25 protein-coding genes are annotated in these 15,141 nt (G+C 63.5%); 22 read left to right on the plus strand and 3 right to left on the minus strand.

What is annotated here, in order from left to right; translation table 11 throughout:
- Positions 1–40 precede the first annotated feature (40 nt).
- Together FRAAU_RS17945 and FRAAU_RS04795 are read left to right on the plus strand one after the other, a co-directional pair.
- Positions 41–265: a Cro/CI family transcriptional regulator gene (locus tag FRAAU_RS17945; protein WP_083841123.1), complete on the plus strand. Its 225-nt coding sequence runs from the start codon at positions 41–43 to the stop codon at positions 263–265.
- A complete protein-coding gene (locus tag FRAAU_RS04795) occupies positions 265–477 on the plus strand; it encodes a hypothetical protein (RefSeq protein ID WP_014402443.1) in 213 nt (70 codons plus the stop codon). The genes FRAAU_RS17945 and FRAAU_RS04795 overlap by 1 nt, the downstream gene beginning before the upstream one ends.
- Positions 478–576: 99 nt before the next feature.
- Here the strand turns inward: FRAAU_RS04795 and FRAAU_RS04800 are convergent, their stop codons facing one another.
- Complete coding sequence (locus tag FRAAU_RS04800; protein WP_041270378.1) at positions 577–1,149, minus strand: hypothetical protein; 573 nt, start codon at positions 1,147–1,149, stop codon at positions 577–579.
- Here FRAAU_RS04800 and FRAAU_RS16335 point away from each other — a divergent pair.
- The 9 genes from FRAAU_RS16335 (at position 1,148) to FRAAU_RS04845 (ending at position 6,192) form a co-directional block, all read left to right on the plus strand.
- Positions 1,148–1,738, plus strand: a complete 591-nt coding sequence (locus tag FRAAU_RS16335; protein WP_052317791.1) for a hypothetical protein — start codon at positions 1,148–1,150, stop codon at positions 1,736–1,738. The two genes, FRAAU_RS04800 and FRAAU_RS16335, sit on opposite strands and share 2 nt — an antisense overlap.
- Positions 1,735–2,724 carry a YdaU family protein gene (locus FRAAU_RS16340; protein WP_014402446.1) on the plus strand — a complete coding sequence of 330 codons (990 nt, stop codon included), beginning with the start codon at positions 1,735–1,737 and terminating at the stop codon, positions 2,722–2,724. Before FRAAU_RS16335 ends, FRAAU_RS16340 begins: the two co-directional genes overlap by 4 nt.
- Positions 2,711–3,373 carry a DUF6475 domain-containing protein gene (locus FRAAU_RS04815; protein WP_014402447.1) on the plus strand — a complete coding sequence of 221 codons (663 nt, stop codon included), beginning with the start codon at positions 2,711–2,713 and terminating at the stop codon, positions 3,371–3,373. Before FRAAU_RS16340 ends, FRAAU_RS04815 begins: the two co-directional genes overlap by 14 nt.
- On the plus strand, positions 3,370–3,570 hold the full coding sequence (locus tag FRAAU_RS04820) for a hypothetical protein (protein WP_014402448.1): 201 nt from the start codon (positions 3,370–3,372) through the stop codon (positions 3,568–3,570). Before FRAAU_RS04815 ends, FRAAU_RS04820 begins: the two co-directional genes overlap by 4 nt.
- Positions 3,567–4,073: a hypothetical protein gene (locus tag FRAAU_RS04825; RefSeq protein ID WP_014402449.1), complete on the plus strand. Its 507-nt coding sequence runs from the start codon at positions 3,567–3,569 to the stop codon at positions 4,071–4,073. The genes FRAAU_RS04820 and FRAAU_RS04825 overlap by 4 nt, the downstream gene beginning before the upstream one ends.
- Positions 4,070–4,459: a Ref family protein gene (locus tag FRAAU_RS04830; RefSeq protein ID WP_014402450.1), complete on the plus strand. Its 390-nt coding sequence runs from the start codon at positions 4,070–4,072 to the stop codon at positions 4,457–4,459. The genes FRAAU_RS04825 and FRAAU_RS04830 overlap by 4 nt, the downstream gene beginning before the upstream one ends.
- On the plus strand, positions 4,456–4,953 hold the full coding sequence (locus FRAAU_RS04835; RefSeq protein WP_245546435.1) for a DUF1364 domain-containing protein: 498 nt from the start codon (positions 4,456–4,458) through the stop codon (positions 4,951–4,953). The genes FRAAU_RS04830 and FRAAU_RS04835 overlap by 4 nt, the downstream gene beginning before the upstream one ends.
- Positions 4,954–4,955: 2 nt before the next feature.
- Positions 4,956–5,333: a VRR-NUC domain-containing protein gene (locus FRAAU_RS04840; protein ID WP_014402452.1), complete on the plus strand. Its 378-nt coding sequence runs from the start codon at positions 4,956–4,958 to the stop codon at positions 5,331–5,333.
- 175 nt (positions 5,334–5,508) lie between these two features.
- Entirely contained in the window at positions 5,509–6,192 is a 684-nt protein-coding gene (locus tag FRAAU_RS04845; protein WP_014402453.1) for a hypothetical protein, read from the plus strand.
- A 113-nt stretch (positions 6,193–6,305) separates the two neighbouring features.
- Here the strand turns inward: FRAAU_RS04845 and FRAAU_RS04850 are convergent, their stop codons facing one another.
- Together FRAAU_RS04850 and FRAAU_RS04855 are read right to left on the minus strand one after the other, a co-directional pair.
- Entirely contained in the window at positions 6,306–6,611 is a 306-nt protein-coding gene (locus FRAAU_RS04850) for an addiction module antidote protein (RefSeq protein ID WP_014402454.1), read from the minus strand.
- Positions 6,592–6,906, minus strand: a complete 315-nt coding sequence (locus tag FRAAU_RS04855) for a type II toxin-antitoxin system RelE/ParE family toxin (RefSeq protein WP_014402455.1) — start codon at positions 6,904–6,906, stop codon at positions 6,592–6,594. Before FRAAU_RS04855 ends, FRAAU_RS04850 begins: the two co-directional genes overlap by 20 nt.
- A 60-nt stretch (positions 6,907–6,966) precedes the next feature.
- Between FRAAU_RS04855 and FRAAU_RS04860 the strand changes: the two genes are divergently transcribed.
- The 11 genes from FRAAU_RS04860 to FRAAU_RS04910 all read left to right on the plus strand — a co-directional run bounded on the left by FRAAU_RS04860 (position 6,967) and on the right by FRAAU_RS04910 (position 15,141).
- Positions 6,967–7,473: a Rha family transcriptional regulator gene (locus tag FRAAU_RS04860; protein ID WP_014402456.1), complete on the plus strand. Its 507-nt coding sequence runs from the start codon at positions 6,967–6,969 to the stop codon at positions 7,471–7,473.
- A gap of 63 nt (positions 7,474–7,536) precedes the next feature.
- On the plus strand, positions 7,537–7,755 hold the full coding sequence (locus tag FRAAU_RS04865) for a hypothetical protein (RefSeq protein ID WP_014402457.1): 219 nt from the start codon (positions 7,537–7,539) through the stop codon (positions 7,753–7,755).
- Positions 7,739–8,215 carry a lysozyme gene (locus FRAAU_RS04870; protein ID WP_014402458.1) on the plus strand — a complete coding sequence of 159 codons (477 nt, stop codon included), beginning with the start codon at positions 7,739–7,741 and terminating at the stop codon, positions 8,213–8,215. The genes FRAAU_RS04865 and FRAAU_RS04870 overlap by 17 nt, the downstream gene beginning before the upstream one ends.
- A complete protein-coding gene (locus FRAAU_RS04875) occupies positions 8,215–8,697 on the plus strand; it encodes a hypothetical protein (protein ID WP_156803338.1) in 483 nt (160 codons plus the stop codon). The genes FRAAU_RS04870 and FRAAU_RS04875 overlap by 1 nt, the downstream gene beginning before the upstream one ends.
- 56 nt (positions 8,698–8,753) lie before the next feature.
- The gene (locus FRAAU_RS04880; protein ID WP_156803339.1) at positions 8,754–9,035 is read left to right on the plus strand and encodes a hypothetical protein; all 282 of its coding nucleotides are present in this window, start codon (positions 8,754–8,756) and stop codon (positions 9,033–9,035) included.
- 213 nt (positions 9,036–9,248) lie between these two features.
- Positions 9,249–9,779, plus strand: a complete 531-nt coding sequence (locus FRAAU_RS04885; protein ID WP_014402461.1) for a terminase small subunit — start codon at positions 9,249–9,251, stop codon at positions 9,777–9,779.
- Entirely contained in the window at positions 9,754–11,658 is a 1,905-nt protein-coding gene (locus tag FRAAU_RS04890) for a phage terminase large subunit family protein (protein ID WP_014402462.1), read from the plus strand. Before FRAAU_RS04885 ends, FRAAU_RS04890 begins: the two co-directional genes overlap by 26 nt.
- Entirely contained in the window at positions 11,659–11,895 is a 237-nt protein-coding gene (locus tag FRAAU_RS04895; RefSeq protein ID WP_014402463.1) for a hypothetical protein, read from the plus strand.
- Between the two features lie 5 nt (positions 11,896–11,900).
- On the plus strand, positions 11,901–13,496 hold the full coding sequence (locus tag FRAAU_RS04900) for a phage portal protein (RefSeq protein WP_217176245.1): 1,596 nt from the start codon (positions 11,901–11,903) through the stop codon (positions 13,494–13,496).
- On the plus strand, positions 13,496–14,725 hold the full coding sequence (locus tag FRAAU_RS04905) for a S49 family peptidase (RefSeq protein ID WP_014402465.1): 1,230 nt from the start codon (positions 13,496–13,498) through the stop codon (positions 14,723–14,725). The genes FRAAU_RS04900 and FRAAU_RS04905 overlap by 1 nt, the downstream gene beginning before the upstream one ends.
- Positions 14,725–15,141, plus strand: coding sequence for a head decoration protein (locus tag FRAAU_RS04910; RefSeq protein ID WP_014402466.1), 417 nt, complete (start codon positions 14,725–14,727; stop codon positions 15,139–15,141). Before FRAAU_RS04905 ends, FRAAU_RS04910 begins: the two co-directional genes overlap by 1 nt.

Consider the following 15,141-nt stretch of genomic DNA (forward strand, 5'->3'; position numbering starts at 1 on the left):
GTGCTTGCATGATAGATGTAAGCAAGCCTATTATTGCGCCATGAAAAGCGCACCTAAGATCACGAAGGCAGAAGCAATTTCGCCCTTTGGCAGCGGCTACGCTCTTGCGAAAGCCCTGGGAATTGCACCAGCGTCCGTATATCAGTGGCCTGATGGCATGCCTATACCTGAGCTTCAGGCAATGCGCCTGGCATTTTTGATCCGGCCGGATATTTTCGGCCCAGCTCAGACCAAGCGTCGTAGTGGTCACGGTAAGGCGGCGTGATGAATCGACTGATCCTTTCCGATAGCGCCGCCGTGATTGCCCTGGCCATATACCTGGGCATCCCCTTCGAGCTGATTCCCCGCGCACTGCGCAACCTGCTGCTGATGGCCTGGGGCGCGTTCGTGCTCCTGCAGATCGCCGGCCGGTCTGTATCTACCTTTTCGCTTTTCATGAAGCGCCGCCCATCGGACTGCACTCCGGAGGCCAAATGATTCCTGCCGCAATCGTTCTGCATGCCAATGGCATGTTTATCGAAGACGACTCTGTCGAAGTTGACTGCATCGTGCTTCCGTTGACGGACTGTCTCGACATCAGCTTCCACCGGATACGAACTGGCGAAGCAGTGTTCCAAGCACACTCGGTGCTGGCGACAGCGTCGACCAGCCCGCGTCGATCAGCTTTTCGACCAGGCGTCCTATGGCATCGCCCCGTGCGTCACGAAGAACCTGTAACCAGCCTTTCTTGTCCTCGTCCGGAATGCTCATGCGCTGGACCTGAGCCTCAAGCAGCTGACGGAGGGTGTCCTCATGAAGCTTGACGGTCACCGTTCCAAGGATGGCGCTGAGCCCTCCGTCAGCACGCATGAAGTCAATGCCGGCGGCCGTTATGCGCGCTCGAGCCATCCCGTATTGGGAGGGATCCTCAACGTATGTCTCAAGATGCGCAGCAATCATTCCGTGCTCATCGAGATAGTGCAGGTTGCGTGCGACTTCGCCAGTCGGGTCGTTCTTGATGGCCTGACAAAAGTCTTGTTGCTGCGGGTATGCCTTAAGCAGCTCTTCAAGAATCTTGCGTTGATGGTCTCGCGCAAATCTTTCCATGGACTCCATCTTCCGGTGAATACCAATGACTGAACTGTCGCATTCCAAGGGCGTCAGTGCCATGAGTATCGTTTTTCATGCCTCCCGCAAAGACCTGGTCCGGAGCATCGCCCGCGATGCCTTCAACGCTGGCGATCTCAACCTGATGAACTACGCGGACCGGATCCAGGAGCTGTACTTCACCTTGATCCCGCCGGCGAGCCAGGACACCAACCTGCGCCAGCCTTGTGATGATGCCACCGGTGAGCGGTTCGAAGCTGATCGCCGCCACAACCGGCAGATCGTTGAGCGCTGGGTGAAAGGGCGGGTCGCTGAGTTCCCTGACGATCTGGAAGAGCCATGGGTCATGGCATTGCCCGACCAGTGGCGTGACAAGGCGCTCACGGAGCTGTCGGCCCGCTATGGCTTACTGCCTGCGCCGATCCCCAGTGGCGGCCATACAGCGGCATGGACCGGCGACATCATGCAGTCCATGGCCGACGTCCTGCGTGACTTCGCGCCTATTGCCGAGGACGGCGTGATCAATCATCTGGACGCCGACGATCTGCCGGCCTTCATCCTTTCCAGTGCAAAGGCCATGGGCATTTTGTCGAGCATGCAGCGGCAGGCAAGCGAAGCCTTGCAGGAAGCCGAGCGGAGGAAAGCACGGTGAACTATTACCAGCGCCATATCGGCGACTACGCCCGGGATACCGGCCATCTGTCCCTGCTGGAGCATGGGGTCTACATGATCCTGCTCGATCACCATTATGCTTCTGAGGCGGGCATTCCCGATGGGAAGCAGTACCGCCTGGCACGTGCACGCACGCCCGAGGAACGGGAGGCCGTCGACAACATCCTGGACGAGTTCTTTGACCTGAAGGATGGGGTTTGGATCAATCGCCGCGCACATCACGAGGTGCTGCGCTTCCACTCCACCATGGCCGACGATGCAGATCAGAAACGCGGTGCTGCAGAACGCCAGGCAAAGGCCCGCGCACGTCGCTCGGCGCTGTTCGATGAGCTGGCGACCTACGGGGTGGTGCCCGACTTCAACGCCTCCATGCAGCAGCTCCGCCACATGCTTGATGAGGTGAAGTCACAGCGTAAGTCACAGGCTCCGTCACGTAACGTCACGCGTGACGTTACGGCTAACCAAGAGCCATTACCCAATACCCATTACCCAACAGCCAATACCCAAGAGCCAGTAAACCTCTCCGTAGGTGAAGTTGCTCAAGACTTGGGAACTGAGGTTCTAGGGGAGGTCTTTTCCGCGCGCACGGCAAATGCGCCGGCAGAGGATCTGGATGGCAGGGTGATTGACGCCTGCAAGGCACTGCGCCGTCTTGGGGTTACCAGCGCTAATCCCGCGCTACCGAACCTGCGGGCGGCTATCCAGGCCGGAGCGTCGACGGATCACCTCGTCGCGATCACGCAGCAGCAGATCGAGGACGGCAGGGCGCCCAATGCCAACTACATCGCCCGCAAGGCGATTGGCCAGATCGAGGACGCCAAGCGACCGGCGCCGGTCCGCGCCGGTGGCGCTGGGATCGCACAGAACAAGCAGGAAGCCATCGAGAACCGCAACCGCAGTGTCGCCCAGCGTTGGGCCAGCTCTGCCAACGAAGAGCCCCAGGAGGCTGAATATGCAATCGGGTGATATGAATGGTTTTGCCGAGATGCTCTCGGAGGTCATGGCCTACTACGCCAAGGACGTGAGCGAGTTCATGCTCTCGGTGTTCTGGGACGGGCTGAAGATGCACGAGTTCCAGGACGTGAGCCGTGCATTCACGCTGCACGCTCGTGACCCGGATCGCGGCCAGTGGGCGCCGAAGGTGGCCGATATCACCCGCTTGCTTGAAGGCTCGACCAGCAGCCAGGGCATGACGGCTTGGTCGAAAGTCGACAGGGCCATTCGGTCGGTCGGCGGCAACCAGTCGGTGGTCTTCGATGAGCCGCTGATCCATGCCGTGATCTTCGACATGGGCGGCTGGTCGAAGCTCTGTCAAACGATGGTGGATGAGCTGCCTTTCGTTGCACGGGACTTCGAGCGACGCTTTGGCGCCTATCGCCTTCGCCGCGAGCTTCCGGATTACCCCAGCCACCTGATCGGGAACCACGAGGCTCAGAATCGCCTCAATGGCTTCAACCGTGTTCGCCCGGTGCTGATCGGCGACGAGCACAGGGCCCTGGCCGTGATGAATGGCGGGTCCAACGGGAGCCCGCTACGGATCACGCGGATCAGCGACGAGGTTGCCCGCATTGGTCAGGCGGCAGCACTAGAACACGGAAAGGGGCAGGCGGCGTGATCATCAACCTGCCGCCCGGCACCCATGCCACCGAGCTGTCCCTGCGCTTCGCCCGCTTGGGTGATCCCTCCAAGCCGATGACCTGCGGGCAGTGCGCTCATTTCATTCCCAGCACCAGCAAGAGCTGCGGCTATGCCGAGCGACCTGCCGGCCAGGGCGATGCAGCTGCCTGCATTGAGTTCGAGGTGGCACCGTGAGGGCCTTCAAATTGATCCTTGGTAACCGGCAGAGCGTGTTTGATCTGGCTGGCATCGTGCGCGAGCACGTTCGTCAGTCGACCTTCGAATGGGCTCTGGTGATTCGTCCCAGCGGTGACGCGGCCCTGTACATCGCCACCACGCAATCGACCCAGATGACGGCTCACGACCATCCGGAGCAGATCGTGGGCGTGTTCACGCGGATCCATGATGTGGCAACGATCCGCCGTGACATTCAGCGCTGGGTCGATGCCGACGGCTACAACCAGAAGCTGGCTCCGATCCGCCTGGTCGAGGGGCGCAACAAAGGCATGTGGGGCGGTCCGATGTTTCGTGAACCCCGCCGGATTGCCCCGCTGATGCATGGCCGCCGCAAGCCCCGGCCGACGTGCCCGGAGCATGGTATCCCGTTGCCTCCGGACAGGGACTGGCGCGGCCGAGCTATCAACGGCCCGTGCCCGATGTGTGTCGCACGCCGCAAAGCCCGGGAGGGATTGCTGTGAAGGGCGGTCGTCATGCGGCGCAGGCCACGGCCGTCCAGCGCGACCGGATCGTCATGGTGAAGGAGCTTGGATGCATCTGCTGCCAGATGAACCGAGCTGCTGGTCGACCCACGGCATTCTTCGGCGTGGCTGAAGCGCATCACCTGCTGTCTGGCGGTCGGCGGCGCGGTCATGAGTACACCATCGGACTCTGTCCCTGGCACCACCGTGCCGTGCCGCCGTTCGAGTCGGCCGGTACCGCCGATATGGTGCGCATGTTCGGCCCCAGCGTGGCCACCGGCAGCCGGGCATTCCACGAGCGGTACGGTACTGACGACGAGCTGCTCGAGTACCAGGAGCAACTACTGGCCGGCGCGCGGGCGGTGATGCGGGAGGTGGCGGTATGAGAAAGGCAGTGTTCACGGCATCCTGGGTAGCGGGTGGTTCTATCGCCGGCGTTCTTCTGTTCTTTGGCCTGTTTTGGGTTGCCAGTCACCTTCATGGTCTATGGGCCGGTGCATTTTGCTGTCTACCCATGTGCGCATGGAGTGCAGGGTTCATTGCATGGATGAAATATCCAGGAGCAAAGGATGAGCAAGCGAGCACATCCGAGATGTCGAAGGCTCGCCAGCTGGCAAAAGGGCAGCCTTGCATGATCGGAATCGCAGGCACGTGCAATGGAGACCCCGAGACGACGGTATTTGCACGTTACCCAATGGATGTCTACTTCGATATCGAAATGAGCTCAGATGACGAGTTGGGGGCATGGGCCTGCTCAGCTTGCAATGCTGTGCTGGTTAGACGCCCCCCTATCCTCGAAGAGTTTTTTTTGCAGTTGAGGCTCTTTCACGCCGAAGGCGTTCTGCGCACCCAGCATGCGATAAGGGAGATGGACAGGTGAAAATGCATTGCGTGGCCACTGAGCACGCCGAGCAGGTCGCACTGATGCGCTGGGCTGCCGCAGCCGTGAAGCGTCACCCGGATCTGGCGCTGTTGTTCGCCATCCCTAACGGCGGGCAGCGCCACAAGCTGGTGGCGGCGAAGCTGCGGGCCGAGGGCGTTCGCCCAGGTGTGCCCGACCTGTTCCTGCCGGCGCCGCGCGGCCCGCATCACGGGTTGTTCGTGGAGATGAAGCGCACCGTAGGCGGCGCCGTCAGTTCGGTCCAGAAGGTCTGGCACCGCGAGCTGGCCGCCCGTGGTTATCACGTCGTCGTGTGTCGTGGATGGGAGCAAGCACAGGCCGCGATACTCGAGTACCTCTGCATGACAGGTGTCGCGTGATTGCCTGGACGCGCGGCAGCCAGCCGCCGGCGCAGGGACGCTACTTGGTGATCGAGAAGGTGTACCAGCGCCCGACATTCGGGTCATGGCGCCCAGATCTGGGTTGGTGCATCGGTGGGCGATGGATTGGGCGCAACGCGGTCGAGGCCTGGGCCGATGAGCCGGCAAGTCCGGAATGGTTGAACGATTGCCGGACACAGCCGGCGGCAGCAACGAATTGACGAACGAGGATCTGAACAACATGGCACACATCGGCAAAATGCTTGGCCGGCTGAACCCCAAGACCCAAACCTACTCCGACTCGGCCGGCGGCGTTGTCGAGCTGAGTGCACAGGACATTGCCGCCGCGCTGGCGTTCGTGCCGGCCGGACTCGGCCGTGAGCTGCTTTGCCATGTCTGGTGGCCCGGTGGCGCCGACCGCACGCGGGCACAGCTGGATGCGGCTGTGATGGAGCTGCTGGCCAATGAGTGGCGCATCAGGGAGAGCGCAATGCTGGATGCGATGCTTATGGTGGCGACACCCGATGTCGGCCGCCGGCGTGCGCAGGATGCCTATGCCCTGGCGCATGCCAATCGCTGGCCGAGCTGGGGAAAGGTGCAACAGGGATTGCTGCAGCCGTCACCGGTGTACGCGGCACTTCGGGACGCGGTGCTTTTCGAGCTGCGCACCGGTCACCATGGCGATGCGGACTCCGGCGCATCGGGGGCGATGAGTGATCGAGAGCGGGCAGAGATGATTGGACGGTCCCATGTCACCTACATGAACAACGGATGGCGCCGGGTATATGAGTGGCTGCTGGATCGCTGCACAAGCGAGGTGGGTGTCGCTCAGCGAAGGTTTGGACGGGCGGCCGCGTAAGCCGCCTCGCACTGGTAGCGTGCAGCACTACCATTTTTGAGGGTAAATTCCCTATCGTGACGAAAGCCCCGCAATCTTGTGGGGCTTTTTTACGCCACCTTGCAACGGGTCAGTTACTGCGTCGCAGCCTTCATTGGCGACACGGTGAATTGCATCGCCAGACCCAAGGCACTGCTGATCCGGGCCATCGTTTCGAATCGCGGCTTGCTGCCGGGAGTCAGTGCTTTGTAAAGGCTTTCCCGCCCAAGGCCTGACTTGCGGGCAATCTCGCTCATACCCTGCGCCTTGGCAACATGGCTGAAGGCGCGGAGCAGTTCGTCCTGATCACCATCGACCATCACCTGGTTGAGGTATTCGGTAATCGCTTCTTCGCTGTCGAGCAAGCTGGAGAGATCGAAGTCAGTCAGTTTCGTGGTCATTTTGGATCTCCTTGGCCAACTGCTTGGCCTTGTTGATATCTGCGCTTTGGCTACTTTTGTCGCCACCGCAGAGCAGAATGACGATCTGAAGGTTGCGAATCGTGTAGTACACCCGGTAGCCAGGGCCTGTTGGGATCCGCAGCTCTGACACACCGTCGCCAACAGGCTTGTGATCACCGAAGTTGCCCTGTGAAGCACGTTCGATGCGCCGAGCAACAGCGATCTTCGCCTTGAGGTCTTTGACCGAAGCGATCCAGCTACGGAAGCCATCGGTCTGCTTGACGATGTAGTTCATAGGCCAATTGTATCCAAGTGGATACAGTGATAGCAACAATATCCACGAAGTGGGACGCTCATGAGCCACGTTATCGAACTCGTTACGCTGGATGGCGAGCATCGTGTCGGCAGTATGGATATCGCCTCATCTCTGGGGATCCAGCACAAGAATGTGCTCGAGCTGCTACGCCGTTATCGCGATGACTTTGCGCAGTTCGGAAGGGTCGCGTTTGAAACGCGACCCTTTGAAACCCCGGGTGGCAGCCAGTCACGTGAGGTGGCAATGCTGTCTGAAGATCAGTGCTATTTGCTGCTTACCTACAGCCGCAACACCGTGCGGGTCCGGTCGCTCAAGGTAGCGCTGGTGCGGGCATTTGGCAGCGCGCGCCGCGAAGGCATCTCCCGGTCGCTGACCGCCTGGCAGGAGCTGCAACGCCTCGAGATCGAGAACGCCAGCTCGCTGACCCGGGCATCCATCGGCTCGCGCCTGATGCTCGAACGCAAGCGCGCCTTGCCTCAGTTGCGGGCCCGGCGCGAGAAGCTGGAAGCGCAAGTCATCCTGCCGATGTTCGCCTTGCCGAACTGACGGTCCTATCCACTGAACAGGCATTCCCGCGGCTGCGGGTTTTTTTATGCCCGGAGAATGAGCATGAGCAAAGAAGCCGCACTCGCGGTGGCGAAGATCTCGCCGCCCGTAGCGTGGCTGTATGGCGAGATCACAGGTTTCTGGCAATGGATGGGCGGCGTCAATTGGGGCGTGGTCACCGGTGCCCTGACTGCGCTGTACACCCTCTTGATGATGATCCACCTGCTGGCGCACTGGAACCAGCGGGGCGTGCGGAGTGAAGACGATGGCAATCTCCCGTAAGCCCGCGGCCGTCGCCGGCCTGTTCGGTTTGGCTGTGGCCATCGCAGGCTGGATCATCGCGCCATCGGAAGGCAACAGCCCTGTGGGCTACGCCGATCTCGCTGGTGTGCCGACGGCATGCCTTGGCCACACCGGCTCGGGCGTGGTTGTCGGCCAGCGATACAGCGAGGCGCAGTGCCAAGCCTGGTTCGCCAGTGATGTCGGCGCGGCCGCTCGTGGCGTGCAGGCCTGCATCCATGGACCGATGACCAGCTACCAATGGGGCGCGTTCACTTCAACGGCCTTCAATATCGGCGTCGGACAGTTCTGCCGGTCATCGATCGCTGCCAAGGCCAATGCCGGCGACATGCCGGGCGCGTGCGCCGCGATCTCGCTGTACGTGTATGCCGCGGGCCAGCCGCAACCCGGATTGATACGGCGTCGCGCGGCCGAGCGTGCGCTGTGCGAGGGCCATACCTGATGCGCGTCATGGCCGGAATCATCATTGCCCTGGTGCTGGCTGTGGCTGGTGTCAGCTGGCACGACATCCACGAGACGCGGGCAGCGGCGAAGGCTATCGCGGCCCGCGACGATGCCCATGCGGCCAACGTGCAGCTGCAGCTGACGCTGCAGACCGAGCGCAACAACACCGCTGCGGCCAACGCGGTCGCGGCGCAATACGAGAAGGACAAAGCCCATGCCGAACAAACGGCCACTTCGATCGCTGCTGATCTGCGTGCTGCTCGTATCCGGCTGCGCCCAGTCTGGCGTTGTCCGGCCGCAACTGCAGTGCCCGCAGCCAGCACCGGTACCGGCCAGCCTCATGCAGTTACCGACGTACAGGCAGCAGCTGCAGCAGCAGTTGTTCGAGTCGGCGCCGATGCCGACGCACAAGTGAAGGCGCTGCAGGCTTTCATCCGATCACAGCAACCGGCCGCGGCCGGCACGGCGAGTCAGCCATGAATTTCATCACCACCATCCGCTGGCTGTTCCGCCGGCTTTTCGTCAAGGAGTCACCCATGACCGAACCCGTACAGCCGGCTGTCGCCGGCACCGCCGCCGTGGCGCAGCCCGCACAGTCCGTGCAGCCCGCCGTGGTCCGCACCGATGTCGTCCAGGCCCAGCCCGTCGTGGCGGACCCGTCCGTCGAGCAACTGAAGGCCGAGGTGGCTGCGCTCAAGGCCGAGCTGGCCAAGGTCGAGCCTGCGCGCCAGAAGTTCGTCGAGCTGCTCAAGTCCGTCGGTCATGACGTCGAGCTGGTCGCCGACGAGGCCTGGGCGCTGGCCAAGAAGGCCATCTGACCGCGGGGATGGCCGTGGGGTAGGTCCCCGCGGCCTTCCCGCATCAAATGCGATCCATTCCCATTTGCGCCCGAATGGGCATGGATGGGAGTCATTCGCACCTAGGGTCCTCCTGAGGCCCCCCTGGGCCTGCTACGGGTGATCAACACCGCGATCCTTCGCTACATACCACCTTTTTTCGGCATGTCCGTGTCCGGTTCCGGTTGAGCAAAAATGGCCCTGCAAAAGGACATCGCCGAGCACCTGGATTTGAGCGATCGGCAAGTGCGCCGATTGCTCGCAGATGGCTTCCTGCCTAGCTCCAAGGGCACTGGCGGCTATGATCTGGACGCATGCCGGCTGGCCTATATTCGCTATCTGAGAGGCCTCGGAAACGGGCAAGTAAAAGCGGACACGGCCCCCCTCGAAGACCTCGATCTGGACCCGTTGGCCGAAGAGAAGCTGTTGCAGCAGAAGCTGCGTCTGACCGCGGCTCAGGCCGATGGTCAGGAGCTGAAAAACGATATCAGCCGCCGGCGCTCGGTGCCGGTGGATTTCGCCATGTTCGTGCTGAGTGGCCTGGCGGCCGAGGTCGCCTCGATCCTCGACACGCTGCCGCTGACCATGCGTCGGCGACATCCCGAGTTGGAGCCACGGCATCAGGAAACGCTGGAGCGTGAGCTGGCCAAGGCGCGCAATCGCGCCGCCGGGCTGGACGAACGCCTGCCAGGACTGCTTGATGAGTATCTCGCCAGCCCAGATTGATGAGCTGGGCCGCGCGGTCAAAGCTGGCCTGCTGCCACTGGCGCGGCCTGAGCCGCAGACCCCGGTGGAATGGGCCAACGATCATTTTTACCTGAGCTCGGAATCGAGCTATCAGGAAGGGCGCTGGGAAACGCTGCCGTTTCAGGTCGCGATTCTCAATGCCATGGGCAATGACTCGATCCGCACCATCAACGTGATCAAGTCGGCCCGCGTGGGCTATTCGAAGATGCTGCTGTGCGCAGCGGCCTATCAGACCGAGCACAAGAAGCGGAACATCCTCGCGCTGCTGCCGACGGACGATGCGGCCGCTGGCTTTATGAAAAGCCAGATCGAGACGATGATCCGCGACGTGCCGGCCGTGCGTGCACTGGCGCCCTGGTACGGCACCAAGCATCGCGACAATACGCTGACCGCCAAGCGGTTCAGCCATCGCAAGCAGCTGTGGTGCTTGGGCGGCGCCGCGGCCAAGAATTACCGCGAGAAGTCGGTCGACACCATCATCTACGATGAGTTGGCCGCCTTTGAGCCTGATGTGGAATCGGAGGGTAGTCCGACTTTCCTCGGTGACAAGCGCATCGAGGGCTCGACCTTCCCGAAGTCGATCCGCGGCTCCACGCCCAAGATCAAGGGCACCTGCCAGATCGAAGCTGCGGCGGGTGAGTCGCCGTATCTGTTTCGGCTGGCCGTGCCTTGCCCGCATTGCGGTCAGGAGCAGGTGCTGAAGTGGGGTGGCAAGGATTGCGCCTACGGCATCAAGTGGGACCCCGACAAGCCGACGGATGCCTGGTATGTCTGCGAGCACCATGGCTGCCTGATCCGGCAGCACGAGCTGCAGCCCTTGCAGGCCGAGGGGCGCTGGGTCTGCGAGCACACCGGTCTGTGGACGCGCGACGGGTTGGATTTCTTCGACTCTGCTTGCGAGCCGGTACCGACGCCGGAGTCGATCACCTTCCATATCTGGACGGCTTACAGCCCGTTCACGACCTGGTCGCGGATCGTGCTGGATTTCCTCAAGGCCAAGAGCGACCCGAACAAGCTCAAGACCTTCGTCAACACCACCCTGGGCGAGACCTGGGAGGAAGAAACCGGCGAGAAGGTCGAGTGGGAGCAGCTCTACGGTCGCCGCGAGATCTGGCCGGGTCTGCCGGCGCGGGTCGGCGTGCTGGTCGGTGGCATCGATACGCAGGATGACCGTTACGAGGGTCGGGTCTGGGCGTTCGGTCCGGGCGAGGAAAGTTGGCTGGTCTCGCGCTGGATCCTCTACGGGGACCCGGCCAGCGAGGAGCTTCGCCGCAAGGTGCGGGAAAAGATCGCGGAGATCTTCGCCCGCGAGGACGGTGCCCGGATGCGGGTATCGATGTGGTGCTGGGACTCGGGTGGTCATTACACCGATGAGGTCTATGCCGAGAGCAAGGCCATCGGCGTGCAGTGGGTGATTCCGGTCAAAGGTGCCAGTCGGTACGGGCGGCCGATCGCCAATTTCCCGCGGACCAAGAACAAGGCCGGGGTCTATCTGACTGAGGTCGGTACCGACAACGCCAAGGAGCTGATCTACAGCCGTCTGAAGTTGCAGCCGACCCCGGGCGAAGCCTCGCTGGGCGTCATTCACCTACCGGCTGATGATGCGATCTGCGATCAGACCGAGCTGCAGCAGCTGACCGCTGAAACCAAGGTCATGAAGATCGAGAAGGGCCAGCGGGTCTACCGCTGGGACGCCAAGGGGCGCCGCAACGAGGCCCTGGACTGCCTGGTGTATGCCGTGGCGGCCCTGCGCATCGCCCAGCAGCACTTCGGACTCAATCTGGACACACCGCCGGCCGTGGCGACTACGCCGCGGGCGCGGCCTGCGCGGCGCGGCACACGGAGCAAGGCAAGCTAAATGGCAACGACATCCCCCGAAGTCATCCAAATCCAAGCACGGCTGACCCGGGTGGTGGCCGCGATCGATGCGTTGATCAGCGGCGCCCAGGTGGTGCGCTTTCGTGACCGCGAGGTGCGCCGTGCCGATCTCGGTGAACTGCGCAGCCTGGAACAACAACTGCGCTTGCAGCTGGCCGCCGCCCAGGCTCGGGCCGCGCGGATGGGCCGCAATCGCGTCAGCTATGTGGCGATCTGATGGGCATGTTTGGCAAAACCTCCATCCGTGACCGGATGAACAAGCTGGCCGTGTCCTATCTGGCGGCGGGCGGCGTCAAGGCGCAGGGTGGAGGCGGTGGCGTGGAGACACGCTGGCGCGGTGCCTCGCGGCTGCTGCGCTCGATGGTCAGCTGGGTACCGGGCGTGGGCAGCCCCCGCCGGGACCTGCAGCGCTACGAGCGGCATATGCTGGTCGCCCGCTCGCGCGATGCGATGCGCAACCATCTGATCGGCCGTGCGGCGGTGAACCGGGTCCGCACCAGCGTGGTCGGTACCGGCCTGCTGTGCCGGCCCAGCGTGAATGCCCAGGCCCTGGGCCTGAGCGAGGACCAGGCCGATACCTTGAATGCGCAGCTGGAGCGTGAGTTCCGGCTGTGGTCGGAAGATCCGCGCGAGTGCGATGCCGAGGCCAGCAGCAATTTCCACCAGCTGCAGAGCCTGGCCCTGGTCAGTGCGCTGACCGGCGGCGATGTGTTCGTGACGACGCCCAGCATCGAGCGCGAGGGCGCGATCTTTTCGACCCGGCTGCAGCTGATCGAAACGGACCGGGTCAGCAACCCGGACGGCATGCCGGACACCGACAACCTGATCGAGGGCGTGGCCTTCGACAACAACGGGGCACCGACGCACGTCTACGTGTGCAGCGGCTACCCCTACGAGCAGAAGATCCGGACCATGCTGACCTGGCAGAAGATCCCGGTGTTCGGTGCCGTCACGGGCCGGCGCCGGGTGCTGCAGATCTGGTGTGATCGGGATCGGCCTGGCCAGAAACGCGGCGCGCCGTATCTGGCACCGGTGCTGGAGCCTTTGCAGAAGCTGGAGCGCTACAGCTCGGCCGAGCTGATGGCGGCGGTGGTCAGCGCGATGTTCACGGTGTTCATCAAGAAGACGCCGGAAGCCGATCCCGCCAGTCTGGTCCAGAACCCGCTGGTGTCGATGGGCGGCCATGACGAGGCAGACATTCCGGTGCCGATCCCGGACGAGCCGGGCACGGTGGAGCTGGGCGAGGGCGCGGTGGTTGATCTGGCCCCGGGCGAAGAGCCCGCGGTGGTCAACCCGGCCCGACCCAATGCGCAATTTGATCCGTTCTTCATGGCGATCGCCAAGGAGATCGGCGCGGCGCTGGAGCAGCCGGTCGAAGAGATCCTGATGCACTACAGCTCGAGCTACAGCGCGGCACGTGCCGCGATGTTGCAGGCCTGGCGTTATTACGAGATGCGCCGGTGGTGGCTGGTCTGCGATTTCTGCCAGCCGGCCTATGAGCTGTTTATCGATGAGGCGGTCGCACGCGGCCGTATTCATCTGCCGGGCTATGCCGATCCGGCCCAGCGCCGGGCCTATACGCGGGCCATCTGGATCGGCCCTGCACGGGGTGCGATCGATGAGCTCAAGGAAGCACGGGCGGCGCAGGCGCGCATCGATGCCGGCGTCAGCACGGAAACCATGGAGACCATGGCGATGAGCGGCGAGTCGTGGGAGGAAGTGATCCAGCAGCGGGGCCGCGAGATGGAGCGCCGTCGCCAGCTGGGCCTGATCCCGCCGACACCGAAACAAGCCCCGGTCCTGCAGGAGCAAGAGTGATGATCAACCTGGCCGACATGGCTGCGGCGCGGCCGTGGCTGATGATGCCGCAGTCGCTGGAGCGGCTTCTGGCGATTGCCGACCGGCAGCTGGAACCGCAGGCGCTGGAGACACGCCCCGGCGATGAGCTGCGCAATACCCGCACGACCAGCGTGCGTGATGGCGTGGCCATCGTGCCGGTGACCGGCCCGATCTTCCGCTACGCCAATCTGATGACCCGGATCTGCGGCGCCACCAGCACCCAGGTGCTGGCGACCGATATCCAGGCCGCGCTGGATGACCCGAGTGTGCGAGCCATCGTGCTGGATATCGATTCGCCCGGCGGCGAGGCCAACGGCATCAACGAGCTGGCCGAGATGATCTTCGCGGCCCGCGGGCAGAAGCCGATCGTGTCCTATGTCGGCGGTACCGGCGCCAGTGCCGGTTACTGGATCGCCAGCGCGGCCGACGAGATCGTGGCCGACGAGACGGCCGTCCTCGGCAGCATCGGCGTGGTGCTCGAGGTGATGCTGGCCGACGATGCGCCTGGCAAGCGCCGGCTGCAGATCGTCAGCCAGAACGCGCCGAACAAGCGGCCCGACCTCAAGACCGAGGAAGGGCAGGCCAAGGTCGGCGACATGATCAACAGCATGGCCAGGGTCTTCGAGGCCAAGGTCGCGCGCAACCGCGGCGTGGCCCTGGATCAGGTCGGGCCGATGGGTGACCACGGTGGTGTGCGCATCGGCGCCGATGCTGTGGCCGCCGGCCTGGCCGATCGGCTGGGCTCGCTTGAATCTGTGGTGGCCGAGTTGAGCCAGCGCAGACCCTCTCCTTTCCAAAACACTCGGAGGTCCCCCATGGGGCACAAAGTCAGCAGCACCGAAGAGCTGCAGCAAGCCATCAGCGCGGGTGTGGATCCCGCCACCATCGAACTGATTCCCGCCGCGGCGCAGGATGATCCGGCGCTGGCCCAGCAGGCGGCCGCCGCCGAGCGTGCACGCATCCAGGGCATCAACGCCTTGGCGCGGCCCGGTTTCGAGAAGGAGGTCGCTGCGGCGATCGAGAGCGGGATGCCGGTGGCCGAAGCGGCCCTGTCGATCCTGACCGCCGCCGGCGAGCGCGGCATCACCCTGGAAGGCATCGCCGCTGATGCCACCCATGCCCGTGGCGCTGCCCCGGGCGAGCAGGCCACGGCCGCACGGGAGTTCAACCCTCGTGCGATCTGGAGCAGCCGTAAAGGAGCGCAGTGATGACCACTCTGACCATGAATCCCCGCACCGGCGAGTTCCTGCTCAGCGAAGCCATGGGCACGCGCTCGCGTGACCAGGTGTCCCTGGCGGCCACCGCCGCGTATATCCCGGCCGGTACCGTCATGGCCAAGGCCACCGATGGGACCTGGGCGCCGTATGCCGATCCGGTGGCCGCGGCCGCCGGAACCAGCACCGGCACCACGTCGGGCACGACGGATACCACGGGTACCGAGACCACCACGGCGGCCACGACGCCTTCCGAGGTCGGCGTGCTGTATCGCGGCGCGCAGATCAACACCGATACCCAGCCGGCGGTGATGGTGACCCGCGATGCCGAACTGGATCAGGTCCTGCTGATCGGCTTGACCGACACGGCCAGCAGCCTGCTGGCCGCCCAGGGCCTGATCCTGCGTTAA

This window comes from Frateuria aurantia DSM 6220 (genome assembly GCF_000242255.2).
Classification (GTDB): Bacteria; Pseudomonadota; Gammaproteobacteria; order Xanthomonadales; family Rhodanobacteraceae; genus Frateuria; species Frateuria aurantia.